This is a genomic window from Kluyvera georgiana ATCC 51603 (assembly GCF_001654985.1).
Classification (GTDB): Bacteria; Pseudomonadota; Gammaproteobacteria; order Enterobacterales; family Enterobacteriaceae; genus Kluyvera; species Kluyvera georgiana.
The window spans coordinates 1-13,133 of record NZ_LXEU01000020.1; the positions used below are offsets into that span (position 1 = coordinate 1).

The 13,133-nt window shown below is 49.5% G+C and carries 13 protein-coding genes; 7 read left to right on the forward strand and 6 right to left on the reverse strand.

Features of this window, described 5'->3' with window-relative positions; all coding sequences use genetic code 11:
• Positions 1–79: 79 nt before the first annotated feature.
• The 3 genes from M989_RS04745 to M989_RS04755 form a co-directional block, all read right to left on the reverse strand.
• On the reverse strand, positions 80–421 hold the full coding sequence (locus tag M989_RS04745; protein ID WP_064542808.1) for a helix-turn-helix domain-containing protein: 342 nt from the start codon (positions 419–421) through the stop codon (positions 80–82).
• Positions 422–477: 56 nt separating this feature from the next.
• A complete protein-coding gene (locus M989_RS04750; protein ID WP_064542811.1) occupies positions 478–729 on the reverse strand; it encodes a YdgH/BhsA/McbA family protein in 252 nt (83 codons plus the stop codon).
• 125 nt (positions 730–854) lie between these two features.
• Positions 855–1,646, reverse strand: a complete 792-nt coding sequence (locus tag M989_RS04755) for an SDR family oxidoreductase (RefSeq protein ID WP_064542814.1) — start codon at positions 1,644–1,646, stop codon at positions 855–857.
• Positions 1,647–1,794: 148 nt separating this feature from the next.
• Here M989_RS04755 and M989_RS04760 point away from each other — a divergent pair, with 148 nt between their 5' ends.
• Positions 1,795–2,688 (forward strand): LysR family transcriptional regulator, encoded by an 894-nt coding sequence (locus M989_RS04760; protein WP_016243455.1) that lies wholly within the window; start codon positions 1,795–1,797, stop codon positions 2,686–2,688.
• Between the two features lie 34 nt (positions 2,689–2,722).
• Here the strand turns inward: M989_RS04760 and M989_RS04765 are convergent, their stop codons facing one another.
• Both M989_RS04765 and M989_RS04770 read right to left on the reverse strand, forming a co-directional pair.
• Positions 2,723–3,712: an aldo/keto reductase gene (locus M989_RS04765; RefSeq protein WP_064542817.1), complete on the reverse strand. Its 990-nt coding sequence runs from the start codon at positions 3,710–3,712 to the stop codon at positions 2,723–2,725.
• Positions 3,713–3,738: 26 nt separating this feature from the next.
• The gene (locus tag M989_RS04770; protein WP_064542820.1) at positions 3,739–4,590 is read right to left on the reverse strand and encodes an aldo/keto reductase; all 852 of its coding nucleotides are present in this window, start codon (positions 4,588–4,590) and stop codon (positions 3,739–3,741) included.
• A gap of 163 nt (positions 4,591–4,753) precedes the next feature.
• Here M989_RS04770 and M989_RS04775 point away from each other — a divergent pair, with 163 nt between their 5' ends.
• From M989_RS04775 to M989_RS04790, 4 genes are read left to right on the forward strand one after another with little or no spacing between them, the layout of a single operon-like run.
• On the forward strand, positions 4,754–5,125 hold the full coding sequence (locus M989_RS04775) for an aspartate/glutamate racemase family protein (protein WP_083965125.1): 372 nt from the start codon (positions 4,754–4,756) through the stop codon (positions 5,123–5,125).
• 54 nt (positions 5,126–5,179) lie between these two features.
• Positions 5,180–6,187 carry a taurine ABC transporter substrate-binding protein gene (locus tag M989_RS04780; protein WP_064542823.1) on the forward strand — a complete coding sequence of 336 codons (1,008 nt, stop codon included), beginning with the start codon at positions 5,180–5,182 and terminating at the stop codon, positions 6,185–6,187.
• Positions 6,184–6,954: an ABC transporter permease gene (locus M989_RS04785; RefSeq protein WP_064542826.1), complete on the forward strand. Its 771-nt coding sequence runs from the start codon at positions 6,184–6,186 to the stop codon at positions 6,952–6,954. Before M989_RS04780 ends, M989_RS04785 begins: the two co-directional genes overlap by 4 nt.
• Positions 6,954–7,730: an ABC transporter ATP-binding protein gene (locus M989_RS04790; protein ID WP_065358251.1), complete on the forward strand. Its 777-nt coding sequence runs from the start codon at positions 6,954–6,956 to the stop codon at positions 7,728–7,730. The genes M989_RS04785 and M989_RS04790 overlap by 1 nt, the downstream gene beginning before the upstream one ends.
• Before the next feature lie 61 nt (positions 7,731–7,791).
• Here the strand turns inward: M989_RS04790 and xylA are convergent, their stop codons facing one another.
• Entirely contained in the window at positions 7,792–9,111 is a 1,320-nt protein-coding gene (xylA, locus tag M989_RS04795; protein WP_064542838.1) for a xylose isomerase, read from the reverse strand.
• Positions 9,112–9,554: 443 nt separating this feature from the next.
• On the opposite strand from xylA, the gene M989_RS04800 reads away from it, so the two are divergent.
• Positions 9,555–10,994, forward strand: a complete 1,440-nt coding sequence (locus M989_RS04800) for an MFS transporter (protein ID WP_164092419.1) — start codon at positions 9,555–9,557, stop codon at positions 10,992–10,994.
• 62 nt (positions 10,995–11,056) lie between these two features.
• Positions 11,057–12,730 carry a glycoside hydrolase family 43 protein gene (locus tag M989_RS04805; protein ID WP_064542835.1) on the forward strand — a complete coding sequence of 558 codons (1,674 nt, stop codon included), beginning with the start codon at positions 11,057–11,059 and terminating at the stop codon, positions 12,728–12,730.
• Positions 12,731–13,133: the final 403 nt, after the last annotated feature.

The window sequence follows — 13,133 nt, forward strand, 5'->3', positions numbered from 1 at the left end:
ACCAAAAATCCGTCAATTTTTGATTCTGGAATAAATTATTATTTTGGTTATGTGACGTAAGGTTGATAACTTTAAACTGTTAATATCTTTTTCTCTTTACGGCGTTTCTATATCTCAATGGTGGCAATTTGTATTTTTTAGAGAAAACTCGAGTAAAAGTTTGTTGTGAATCGAATCCATATTTAAAGGCGATAACCATCACTGGCTCATTAGTCTCGATAAGATCTTTTGCTGCAAGTCTAAGTTTCGTATCTCTTATGTACTTCCCAAGGCTAACTTCTTTTACCTGCACAAAAATCCGCTGAAGATGCCACTTGGAGTATCCTGCCCGCGCAGCAACATCCTCTATCCTCAGCGGTTTATGTAAGTTTGAATCAATCCATTGAGTTATCTCATCGATGATGTCTTCTGTTCTGAACATAAATCGACGCTCACTATAAAAGGGCTGTGATATCTCCTGTACGAGATGTTAATGATTTACTTATAGATTTCAGCAACTCCGTGCAGACGGTTATTCCCCGTAGTTGACAGAATTTTGAATGATGTTGCGCCTTGCTCATCAGCCTTACGAGAGAGCGCATTCGATAAATCATCAAGCGTATAAGCATTGCTGGCTGAGACTACACCAATCTTTTGTTTCCCATCTGTATGATTAATTTCCTGCGCTGCAGATGCGGCATTCACCGAAACAACTCCCATGACTAATGTAGTAATAAGTAGTGCTTTCATATCTAATACCTCTTTTAAACTCTATGTTTGGAACAGGATTCGTATCAGGGGGAACTCTCCCCGACTGTATATTCAAATATACAGATTCAAGCTGTCATAAGACTGACCGCTATATGACAAAATTGTCAGGGTTGTAGATTGGTTAATTTTTTTGAATACAGGTTCAGCTCGTTAATAATACACTCAGGTTCTTCACGCAAAGGCATGTTGTCTATGTCCAGAACCCCATCATTTTTTTGTGGTTCATCAGCCTGCAGGTCTGCAAAAAGTGGGGACAGATCATGCTGTGCTTCTCCTCGCTCAGCCACCAGCTCGAACGTTTTATTTTTTGCTTCATCTTTGGTCAGGGCACTGACCAGAACCTGGGCAATTTGCTCCCGGGATATCACCCCATCTTCCGGTGTTCCTGCATGGCGAAGATCTCCCTGAAGCATAACGATTCGGTGTTCATCATCATTGTTGTAATCAAACCAGCCGGGCCTGACGATGGTATAGGGGTGACCACTCGCCCTGACCAGACGCTCGGCACGCCTTTTCCAGTCATGAACCTCAGTGCGTTGATTCCAGGTGCTGAGCCGTTCAGTTACGCCAATCGTGGTCATTAAGCCGATGCGAACAGGCGTATGCCTGAATATTCGTAGAATATTGCGCACTCCGCCGTAATCTATCGCCCTGGCACCAATACGACCCTGACCATCGGAACCGAGCGTGAAGATGATGGCATCAATATCTTTCGGCAAATCGGTGAGGGTTTCAGGCATTGAAACATCGCCGTAAAAAACATCAGTTCCACGAGGAAGTAATTTTACTTTGCGTTTATTTCTGACCAGCGCGACGGGCTGATGGTCCATTTCAATAGCGGTATTCACGACATGAAGACCAATACTTCCTGTCGCGCCTGCAATGAGTATTTTCATGATAAACCTTCTAATAATTCTGACTTATTTTCGATACGGTCAGAATATCAATTATCATTATTGTCTGTAATAGGGCTAAAATGATTGTGTCTATGAACACCCTTCATGAGTGTGCGATGAAGGGAATGCCTCCATAAGGGAATCGCCGATGCTGAAAGAAAACTTCAACGAACTGCAAATCTTTCTTGTGGTGGCAAGGGAGCGAAGTTTTACCAAAGCGGCGGGCAAACTGGGTGTTTCTCAGTCTGCACTCAGCCATGCGATGAAAGCGCTGGAGGAAAGGCTGAATATTCGCCTTCTGACCCGTACGACCCGAAGCGTAGCCCCTACAGAGGCCGGTGAGAGAATTATTGCCTGCCTTGAACCGCGTATTGCCGATCTCGAGCAGGAGCTGGAATCTCTGGTTCAGCTGAACGGCACTGCCTCCGGTAATATCCGTTTATCTGCCGGGGAGCATGCCGTGCGAAGTCTGGTATGGCCGAAGCTAAAACCCTTCCTCAGGGAATACCCGGAAATCAATGTTGAACTGGTCGTTGATAACGGCTTTGTCGATATTGTTGAGGGGCGTTTTGATGCCGGGATCCGTCTGGGGGAAAGCGTGGATAAAGACATGATTGCGGTAAGAATTGGGCCGGACATGAGAATGGCTGTGGTGGGAGCACCGTCTTATTTCGCTGCAAACCCTGCACCTGAAACGCCGCACGAGCTACAAAATCACCGGTGCATCAATATGCGCCTGCCGACAGCCGGTGGGCTTTACCACTGGGAGTTTGAGAAGGAAGGGAAACCGTTAAGGGTCAGAGTGGAAGGGCAGGTAACGTTTAATCTGCAGGCGGAAAGGATTGATGCGGCTTTATCCGGTTTTGGCATCGCCTGTATACCTGAAGACAGAGTGCAGGATTATATAAAGTCAGGAGAGCTTATTCAGGTTTTGCAGGACTGGTGCCCATCTTTCCCCGGATATTACCTCTACTACCCGAGCCGCAAGCAGCATCCCCCCGCTTTTGCGCTGATGATCGATGCACTTCGCTATCAGGAATAACGGGTCCGCTGCAATTGGCGGACCCGTCCGGGTATCAACGGCCTACGCGGGCCTGGTGCTCAGGAGAGTAACGTTCGCCGACGATTTTAATCGTTTCAAGCGCCTGGGTTATCTGACGTGAGTCATCCTGAGAAAGGATGATGTCGGCGGCCCCCAGGTTTTCCTCCAGCCGGTGCAGTTTCGTGGTACCAGGGATAGGGACAATCCACGGCTTTTGCGCCAGCAGCCATGCCAGCGCGATTTGTGCAGACGTCACGCCTTTCTCTGCCGCCAGTTCGCCCAGCAATGAGACCAGCTTTTCATTGGCTTCAATCGCCTGCCCGGCGAAACGCGGCACTTGGCTTCTGTAATCATCCTTCCCAAAAGTGGTTCCTGGCTTAATCGATCCCGTCAGGAAGCCTTTGCCTAATGGGCTGAAGGGCACAAAACCAATACCCAGTTCCTCCAGTAACGGCAGGATCTCCTGCTCAGGTTCGCGCCACCACATGGAGTATTCGCTTTGCAGCGCCGTGACAGGTTGTACTGCATGCGCACGACGAATGGTTTGCGCACCCGCTTCGGACAGACCGAAATGTTTAACTTTGCCTTCAGCGATCAGGTCCTTCACTATTCCCGCAACATCTTCAATCGGGACATCAGGATCAACACGGTGTTGGTACAGCAGGTCAATGACATCAGTCTTAAGACGGCGTAATGATCCTTCCACAGCTTCACGGATATGCTCCGGACGGCTGTTTAAAATCTGCTGCTTGTTGTCGTCGCCAAAAGTAAAACCAAACTTAGTGGCGATGACCACGCGGTCACGAAATGGTTTTAAGGCTTCACCGACAACCTCTTCATTAAGAAAGGGGCCATACACTTCAGCGGTATCGAAGAAGGTGACGCCACGTTCAACCGCTGCGCGAATGAGCTCGATAGCCTGACGAGTATCGGTCGCCGGGCCATAGCCGTGGCTTAAGCCCATGCAGCCTAGCCCAAGTGCGGAGACTTCGAGTCGGGATTTACCCAGAAAACGTTTTTGCATTGAATGAATACCTCTTTGATCGCGACTTAAACATCAAGTTTGCGGCCAGTCAGCCATTCCACCATCGCCGGGTCACGGTGGGAGAAGAAGGCGCTGGTAGCGGTGTCGAGGGCGGCAATTTGCAGCATATCCTCAGCGCTGAGTTCAAAATCGAGAATATTGATGTTCTCAGCCATGCGTTCTTTGCGGACCGATTTCGCCAGTGAAACGATGCCTCGCTGGAGGATCCAACGCAGCACAACCTGGCCCACGCTTTTACCGTACTTCTGGCCAATTGCTGTTAGCACGGGATGCTGGAACAGACCATTTTTACCCTCTGCAAACGGTGCCCAGGCTTCCGGCTGAATGCCACGGCTTTGATTCCATGGAACGGCATGAAGCTGCTGGTTGAAGGGGTTAACTTCAATCTGGTTTACCGCAGGGACCGCTTTGTTGAATGCGATAAGGTCAGCCAGTCTGTCAGGATGGAAATTGCTGACACCAATGGCGCGAATTTTTCCTGCCTGCTGCAGTTCTTCCATAGCACGCCAAGCCCCATGGACATCGCCGTAAGGTTGATGAATCAGATAAAGGTCAACGTAATCAAGTTGCAGCCGATTCAGGGAGCGTTCGAATTGGGCTTTAGCGCCTTCGTAATTCGTATCCTGTAGCCAGAGTTTGGTCGTCACAAAGAGCTCATTACGGGCGATATCGGTCTGTTTCAGGGCATTCCCGACCTGGGTTTCATTCTGGTAAGACGCGGCGGTATCGATTAGACGGTATCCCGTATCGATGGCATCAATAACGGCTCTTTCGCATTCAGCGGCATCAGACATTTGAAACACACCAAAACCCAGCAGGGGCATTTCAACACCGTTGTTCAGTTTTACAGTTTGCATGACGTTATCCTTCAGCTGTTGTGTAGGAAAAGCATAACGCAAACTGATTTATTCGATTAGATAGGGGAATTAACTAGGGTTTATTAGAACTGTTCATTAATTTAGAGGGGGAGAAGGTCGGCTATGTGCCAATAGCGGAACACACTAATGCTGGTGTATCTCGATGAACGACGCCTGCGTAAGGCCGGAGTGGGTAGGGGTGATTGCCACCCAGGGTACGCTGGAAGCGGGCTGGTATCAGCACCGTCTGGCGCAGCAGGACATCGAAGTGGTTGTGCCAACGGAAGAGGAACTGACGCAGTGGTTTGTGCCTGGCTGCTACGCGGTCAAACGCGGTGCGCTAAAGGAAGGGGGGGAGTGGCTGTCACTGCAGGCTAACGCGCTGTTTGCTCGCGGGGCCCAAAAGCTGGTGCTGGCCTGCACCGAAGTGCCTGTGGCGCTTGAGGCGGTCAATGCGCCGTTTCGTCACCTTACCTTCGACCCGGCACAAGCGCTGGCCGAGCGATGTTCGCAGTTATGGCAAATAACGAGATAAATGGTCCGGCACAGTTTCGGGCGAAATAATCGGTTTCATCAAAGGAAAAATAAAATGAAAAAAAGTCTCTGCTTATTAATCGCAGCGGGTGGTTTATGGGCAAATATGAGTTTTGCCGATACGCCAGCTGAAGTTCGTGTCGCTTATAGCGGCGGTTCGCAGGTATTAATGTTGGCAAAAGCCGACGGCTCTCTGGATAAAGCGCTAAATAGCAAAGTGAAATGGGTGCAATTTGCATCTGGCGCCGACGCGTTGAATTATTTTGCCAGCAATGCCATTGATATTGCTAATTTCGGGTCCAGTCCCGCCACGGCGGGTATCGTGCGTAAATTACCGGTCGAGATTATTGGCGTGTCGGGCGTGATTGCCAGCTACGAGCGACTGATTGGCAAAGATGGCATTGTGAAAATCAATGATATCGAAGGTAAGCGCGTGGCTTATCCGCCAAACTCAACGGCGCAGTACGCCCTTGAAGCCGCAATTAGCGTGAACAAGCTGGATCGCAGCAAAATTACGCTGCTGCCGCTGCGTCCGGCTGAGATGGTGGCGGCCTGGAAACGCGGTGATATTGACGCGGGTTACGTCTGGGCGCCATTTGCCCAGGAGCTGGAGGCATCGGGCGGGCATCAGGTCTTTGCGACCAAAGATCTGCAGAAAGACGGCTATCTGATCTACAACAACTACGTCGTACGCAAAGCCTTTGCGGAACAATACCCAGAAGCGGTAACCGCCTTCCTGCGCGTGCACCAGCAGAAAGTGGATGAGTTCAGGAAAGATCCGGAGCACGCCGCGGCGATTGTGGCTAAAGAGGTTGGCGCGCCGGTCACGACCGCAGCAAATACGCTCGGCGGGCTGGAATACCCAACGCTTGCCCAGCAGGGCACCGCAGACTGGCTGGGTAACGGAACACACACCTCGGACAGCGGCATTGGCAAAGCGTTGAGTAAAACGTCCAGTTTCCTCGCAGGTATCGGCGAGATCCGCAAGCGTGACATTCCCGCCAACTGGGATAGCGCGATTGAGTCCCGCTATATTCGTGATGCGGCGGTGGCGGCGCAATGAGATTGAGTCTGCATATCGCCATCAGCGTGCTGTCGGTGGCGGTTTTCTTTATCGTCTGGCAGGTGGCGGCGACGCGGCAGTGGGTTGACCCACTGCTCCTGCCATCGCTCACCGACATCGGGTTGACCACCGAAGAGCTGCTGGCGGACGGCTACCGTCAGGTGCCGCTCTGGGAGCATATCGCGGTGAGCCTGGCGCGCGCCCTCAGCGCGTTTGCGGTGGCGATTATTATCGGGATACCGCTGGGTCTCCTGATGGGGCTGTCGGACGGACTTTCGGCGGTGCTTAACCCTTTCGTTCAGTTTCTGCGTCCATTGCCTAAAATCGCGCTTATCCCGCTGGCGGTGGTCTGGCTGGGCATTGGCGAAGCGTCCAAATTTTTCCTGATTTTTATCGCCACGTTTTTGAGCGTCGTGGTGGGCGCGTCGGCGGCCGTTGAGCGTATTGGACGCTCGCGTATTCGTGTGGCGCAGACTCTCGGGGCATCCCGCTGGCAGATTTTCCTGCGCGTGGTGTTGCCGGATGCGCTACCGGACCTTTTCACCACCGTCAGGCTTTCGATTGGCATTGGCTGGACGTCGTTGATCGCGGCGGAAATGGTCGCGGCCAGTTCGGGGCTGGGTTGGATGGTCATCAACGCCAGCTCTTATTTACGCACCGATATCGTCATGCTCGGTATTTTGCTGCTGGGTGGCATCGGCTATTTACTGGATCTCTTACTGCTGGGACTGCAACGTCTGACGGTGCCATGGGCGAGGAAAGAATAATGAGTGCCATCACTCTCGAAAATGTATCGCTCGCTTTTGCGGCGAAACCACAGCCGTTTACGGTACTGGAAGATATCAGTCTGACCCTGAAGCGCGGCGAGTTTGTTGTGTTGCTCGGGCCGTCCGGCTGCGGAAAATCGACCATTCTGAACCTGGTCGCCGGGTTCAATAAACCGGATAGCGGACGGGTGGCGGCAGGCGGCAAAACGGTACGTCAACCCGGGCCCGATCGCGGAATGATCTTCCAGCAGCCCAATCTGTTTCCCTGGCTGTCGGTGCTGGACAACGTCACCTTTGGCCCGCGGCTGGGAAAACATCGTAAGGACGAAACCAACGCTCAGGCGAAGGCGTGGCTGGAGCGTGTGGGGCTGAAGGGATTCGAAAATCATGCGCCCTGGCAGCTTTCCGGCGGCATGAAACAGCGCGTGGCGCTGGCTCGCGCCTGGCTTCCTGGCCCGGAAGTGCTGCTGCTTGATGAGCCGTTTGGCGCGCTGGATGCGCAAACCCGGCTGATGATGCAGGAGTTGCTGCGTGAGGCCTGGTTATCCACCGGCACCACGCTGCTCTTCGTCACCCACGATGTGGAAGAGGCGTTGTTTCTCGCCGATCGCATTCTGATCATGTCGGCAAAACCAGGCAAGATCGTCGATGAGATCGTTCTGCCCTTTGGGCGCGAGAGGGATATCGAAACGCTGGCCGAACACCCCTCGTACAGCGAGATCAAACACCATGTTCTGCATCGGGTGCGGCTCGAAGCGAAGCGGCACTTGGGTTAAACCTTGGGAATGAATCAACTTCTCTTAAGCAAATGCCCCCGCAGGGGCATTTAAACAGGATTTAGTCGAAGAGATAGGCGGTGACAAGGTTTTCGAGTAATTCCTGATGCCCACTTTGATGCTGAGGATTAAGGTTATTCTGTTCAGCATAGTGGGCGAGTTGCGCAAGCGACAGGCGTCCTTGCATGATTTGTTGGCCCAATTCGCCATTCCAGCCAGCATAGCGTTTTTCAAGGCGCTTATTGAGCGCGCCATCTTCAAGCATACGAGCGGCTTTCTTCAGTGACAGCGCCATCACATCCATTGCGCCAATGTGGCCATAGAACATGTCATATTTATCGGTACTTTGACGGCGCACTTTGGCATCAAAGTTCAGACCGCCAGTGGTAAACCCGCCAGCTTTGAGGATCTCGTACATCACCAGCGTGTTCTCTTCAACGCTGTTCGGGAACTGGTCGGTATCCCAGCCGAGCTGCGCATCACCGCGGTTGGCATCCACGGAACCGAAGATATCCAGAGCAATCGCGCTGGCGATTTCATGCTGGAAGGTATGCCCTGCCAGGGTTGCGTGGTTGGCCTCGATGTTGACTTTAATCTCTTTTTCCAGACCAAACTGCTTCAGGAATCCATATACCGTGGCGACATCGTAGTCGTATTGATGCTTAGTCGGCTCCTGCGGTTTCGGTTCGATAAGCAGCGCGCCACGGAAACCGATTTTATGTTTGTGTTCAACGACCATCTGCAAGAAACGACCAATTTGCTCGCGCTCTTGCCGCATATCCGTATTCAGGAGCGATTCGTAACCTTCACGGCCGCCCCACAGAACATAGTTTTCCCCGCCCAGTTTCTGGGTCGCATTCATGGCGGTAACGACCTGGGTTGCAGCCCAGGAGAACACTTCAGGATCCGGGTTGGTTGCCGCTCCGGCACCGTAACGTGGGTGGGTAAAGCAGTTGGCTGTCCCCCACAGCAATTTCATCCCGGTTTCTTGCTGTTTTTGCGCCAGCACATCGGTCATTACGGCAAAGTTATTCAAATATTCCTTCAACGATGCGCCTTCTGGTGAGACGTCGATATCGTGGAAGCAGTAATACGGGACATTCAGTTTATGGAAGAATTCAAATGCTACGTCGGCTTTCATTTTTGCCAGCGCGAGCGCATCGCCAGGCTGCTGCCAGGGTTGTTCAAAAGAACCCTTGCCAAACATATCCGCGCCATTCCAGCAGAAGTTATGCCAATAACAGGCAGCAAAGCGAAGATGTTCTTCCATTCGTTTGCCGAGCACGATTTCATCCGGGTTGTAATGGCGAAAAGCGAGTGGATTTGTCGTTTTAGGTCCTTCAAAGCGTACACGATCGAGCCGATCGAAATAATTTTGCATAATGAACTCCATAATTCACAAAGCGAAAAGTCAATAACTGTGGTTATCCTGTATTTTTCATCGCACCTTGATCAATTACGTAATTTCATTCGCAGATTAGGAGATTACCCAAACGTGATAACTATCACAAAAAAATTGTCATATATTCATCGTTGCAATAGAACTGTGAAAATTTATTTTTAGGGCGGATTCCTTTGACAAATGCCAGAAGAAAACGACGCCTTTGTTGGTGCTGTGCGCCCGGCACAGGCATTACGGGAGAGTACAAAGGCCATATTGTTGCTACGTGTACGTAAGAAATATGTGTTTTAATGATCACAAAAGTAAAAAAACATAACTAGTTAATATAAAAACGCAATAGATTGTCGACGGTGACCTGTGCCAAAAAGTGTTTCACATTCACAAATGAAATCGGAGACCTGATTGGAATGCGTAAAAACATAATTCAAAATCGGCATGACGAATATCACAAGTTAACACGGGGTGAGCGTATTGGTTATGGGATGGGTGACTTTGCGCAGAACCTGGTATTCGGTACCATCGGCGGTTTTCTCGCGCTACACATGCTGACGGTAAATACCATTAGTACGGCAACGGCTGGATTTATATTTCTTTTTGTTCGCATTGTTAACGTTTTTTGGGATCCGATGGTCGGAACCTATGTTGATAAAAGAAGTTCAGCAGCGGGTAAATATCGCCCATGGCTTTTAAGAGCCGGTATTCCGCTCGTTATTCTTTCCGCATTGCTGTTCGCTCCTATTCCTGGCGTCCGGGGTTCTGTTCCCTTTGCATTTATTATTTATTTAGCACTGGACTTAGTGTATTCAGTGGTCAATATTCCTTATGGTTCTCTTAATGCCTCATTGACGCGAGATCCGGAGTCCATTGATAAACTGACCAGTACCCGAATGATGCTGGCAAACACGGCTAACCTGCTTGTCTATACGATGTTCCCAATGTTTGTACAAATGGCTTCACCAAAAGACAGAAGCCTCAAAGATACTGGTTTTTTTGGCCTTGAGCTTAATATGGGTAACTATACCGATCCCTCCGCGAATTATGCATGGTTTGGCGTATACTCCATTTATATGTTAATAGGCGCAGCGGCACTTTTCTTCTGTTATAAGTTTACTAAAGAGCGTGTTGTCGCGACGGCGGAACAAACCGCTAACGTGAAAACAACCGATCTCTTCCTTGAGCTGAAAAATAACCGACCTCTGGTCATTCTCGGCCTGTTCTTCATGCTGGCCTTTACCTTTATGTTCTTTATGAACACCGTTAATGGGTTCTTCAATCAGTTTGTTGTTGGCCATTCAGAATGGATGGGCGCAATTGGCCTTGTTGCCTCAATTCCGGGTATTATCTTCCCTATTTTCTGGTCCAGACTGAAGCGTATTTTTGGTAAAAAAGGGTTCTTCCATCTTTTCCTTGGCATGTTTATCGTCGGTGAATTATTGACCTACGTTTGGTCACGTGAAGGAATGCATGATGCGCTTTGGCTGGCTTACATCGCGACATTTATCAAACAATGGGGCTTAACCTCGGCCACCGGTTTCATGTGGGCACTGGTTCCTGAAGTGATTGCTTATGGCGAATTGAAATCAGGAAAGCGCAACGCTGCAATTATTAATGCGATTATGGGTCTGTTCTTCAAGATTGGTTTTACGATTGGCGGCGCGATTCCATTGTGGTTACTGGCAGCCTATGGCTTTAGCGAAACCGGAGCCCAACAAAGCGTCAGTGCTATCGATGGCATTATTATGACAGCAGTGTGGATCCCTATTATTTTGGCGATTGTGTCCATGATCATTATTCAGCTTTACCCTATCTCAGACAAAAATGTCACCGAGATCAACCGTCAGCTTGATGAGATACGCGTATAGTTTAAAAAATTATTCAAGTATTGAAAGATTTAAAATAAAAAATTATAGAAAGGTAGAATGATATGGCTATTATTCAAAACCCTGTATTACCTGGATTCAATGCGGATCCCAGTATTATCCGTGTTGGTGAAACCTACTATATTGCAAACTCTACATTTGAGTGGTTCCCTGGCGTTCGCTTACACGAATCAAAGGATCTGCAAAACTGGAATCTTCTTCCCAGTCCGTTATCGACAACCACGCTGTTAGATATGAAAGGCAACCCTTCATCAGGTGGGATCTGGGCTCCGGCGCTCTCCCATGCTGACGGCAAATTCTGGTTAGTGTATACGGATGTGAAAATCACAGAAGGTGCCTTTAAAGACATGACCAACTACCTGACCACTGCGACGGATATTCGTGGCCCATGGTCAGACCCCATTAAACTGAATGGCGTTGGTTTTGATGCGTCACTGTTCCATGATGATGATGGGCGCAAATATATTGTTCAACAAACCTGGGATCATCGTGAATATCATCACCCATTCAATGGCATTACGCTAACTGAGCTTGACACCAGGACCTTAAAATTAAAACCAGAAACCGCGCGAACCCTCTATCACGGTACCGCTGTGGCACTGGTCGAAGGGCCACATCTCTATAAACGAGACGGCTATTATTATCTCTTCGCCGCGCAGGGGGGAACGGTGTTTACCCACCAGGAAGTGGTTGCACGTTCAAAAACCCTGGATGCCCACAGTTTTGAAACTGCGCCAGGCGAAGTGTTCATAACGAACGTCGATACGCCAGACAGTTACATCCAGAAGCAAGGGCATGGCGCTTTGGTTTCAACGCCTGCGGGTGAATGGTACTACGCCTCGCTCTGCGCCCGTCCGTGGAATCGTCCAGGAGAGTCAATCTATGATCCGCGTGGCTGGTCAACGTTGGGCAGAGAGACGTCAATTCAAAAAGTGTACTGGGATGAAGAAGGCTGGCCGCGTGTTGAAGGGGGGCACGGTGGAAAAACCTTCGTGGAAGGGCCAAAGGATGCCATTTACACCGAAAGCGCCAAAGATCATAGCCAGTATGATGCATTTACCTCATCGACGCTCGATCACAACTGGAATACGCTTCGCGTTCCGTTTAATGAAAAAATGGGCACGACCGGCGAGGGTAAATTAACATTAATTGGTCAGGGCTCGTTAGCCAATACCCATGACCTGTCGCTTATTGCCCGACGCTGGCAAGCCTTCTATTTTGATGCGCAAGTTAAGGTTAAATTTAATCCATTTAGCTATCAACAAATGGCTGGGTTAACAAACTACTACAACGATCGTCATTGGAGCTTTGTTTTTATCACCTGGAATGAAATTAATGGCTCAGTCATTGAAGTAGGTGAAAACAACCGTGGGAAATACACGTCTTATTTAAAAGATGATGCTATCAAGATTCCTGAAGGAACCGAGTATGTCTGGTTCCGCACGAAAGTTCGCAAACAAACCTATCGCTATGAATACAGTTTTGACGGCACTCATTTTACTGAAATTCCGGTCACATTAGATGCTGCGGTCTTGTCAGACGATTACGTCCTGCAAAGCTATGGCGGGTTCTTTACCGGAGCCTTCGTTGGCCTGGCCGCCGTCGACTATTCTGGTTATGAAGTCAGTGCAGATTTTTATGATTTCTCTTATCAGGAATTGGGTGACGCGTTAACCTCCGCGGGCACTTATAGCTGGGAGGCTAGCGAACTACGCTGAGCTAAATGATTCACTGACAATCTTGAGCAAGAGGCGGTAACTGATGCAGCTACCGCCTCGCATCAGGATGCGATAGATAGCGCCAACATCTGCAATGGCAGGCCAATGGTATATCCAACGTGGCTCCGGCTGAATGGCCGGCGTGACGATGAAATACCGCAAATTTATATTTTCCCTTATGGTCGAAATATCGAAATGACATCAGTCATTTGGTTAATTCGCGTAGTGTCAGAATAGATTGTTTATCTATACCTACATTTTTTTAATTATCCAGAATATGGAGGGTTTATCACGCCATTATTTTAAATTTACCTCTGCATAAATAAAAATAAAATCAGCTTGTTTTGGTGGCATCTTTTATATTTACACCGAAACGGGATGGTTATTGTCTGAGAATATAATT

What these genes read in the sequence shown, in the direction of transcription:
- M989_RS04755 (WP_064542814.1), bottom strand. Translation starts at nt 1,646, where the DNA reads ATGAAAATACTCATTGCAGGCGCGACAGGAAGTATTGGTCTTCATGTC.
- M989_RS04780 (WP_064542823.1), top strand. Translation starts at nt 5,180, where the DNA reads ATGAAAAAAAGTCTCTGCTTATTAATCGCAGCGGGTGGTTTATGGGCA.
- M989_RS04785 (WP_064542826.1), top strand. Translation starts at nt 6,184, where the DNA reads ATGAGATTGAGTCTGCATATCGCCATCAGCGTGCTGTCGGTGGCGGTT.
- M989_RS04805 (WP_064542835.1), top strand. Translation starts at nt 11,057, where the DNA reads ATGGCTATTATTCAAAACCCTGTATTACCTGGATTCAATGCGGATCCC.
- M989_RS04790 (WP_065358251.1), top strand. Translation starts at nt 6,954, where the DNA reads ATGAGTGCCATCACTCTCGAAAATGTATCGCTCGCTTTTGCGGCGAAA.
- M989_RS04770 (WP_064542820.1), bottom strand. Translation starts at nt 4,590, where the DNA reads ATGCAAACTGTAAAACTGAACAACGGTGTTGAAATGCCCCTGCTGGGT.
- M989_RS04765 (WP_064542817.1), bottom strand. Translation starts at nt 3,712, where the DNA reads ATGCAAAAACGTTTTCTGGGTAAATCCCGACTCGAAGTCTCCGCACTT.
- M989_RS04760 (WP_016243455.1), top strand. Translation starts at nt 1,795, where the DNA reads ATGCTGAAAGAAAACTTCAACGAACTGCAAATCTTTCTTGTGGTGGCA.
- xylA (WP_064542838.1), bottom strand. Translation starts at nt 9,111, where the DNA reads ATGCAAAATTATTTCGATCGGCTCGATCGTGTACGCTTTGAAGGACCT.
- M989_RS04745 (WP_064542808.1), bottom strand. Translation starts at nt 421, where the DNA reads ATGTTCAGAACAGAAGACATCATCGATGAGATAACTCAATGGATTGAT.
- M989_RS04775 (WP_083965125.1), top strand. Translation starts at nt 4,754, where the DNA reads ATGAACGACGCCTGCGTAAGGCCGGAGTGGGTAGGGGTGATTGCCACC.
- M989_RS04750 (WP_064542811.1), bottom strand. Translation starts at nt 729, where the DNA reads ATGAAAGCACTACTTATTACTACATTAGTCATGGGAGTTGTTTCGGTG.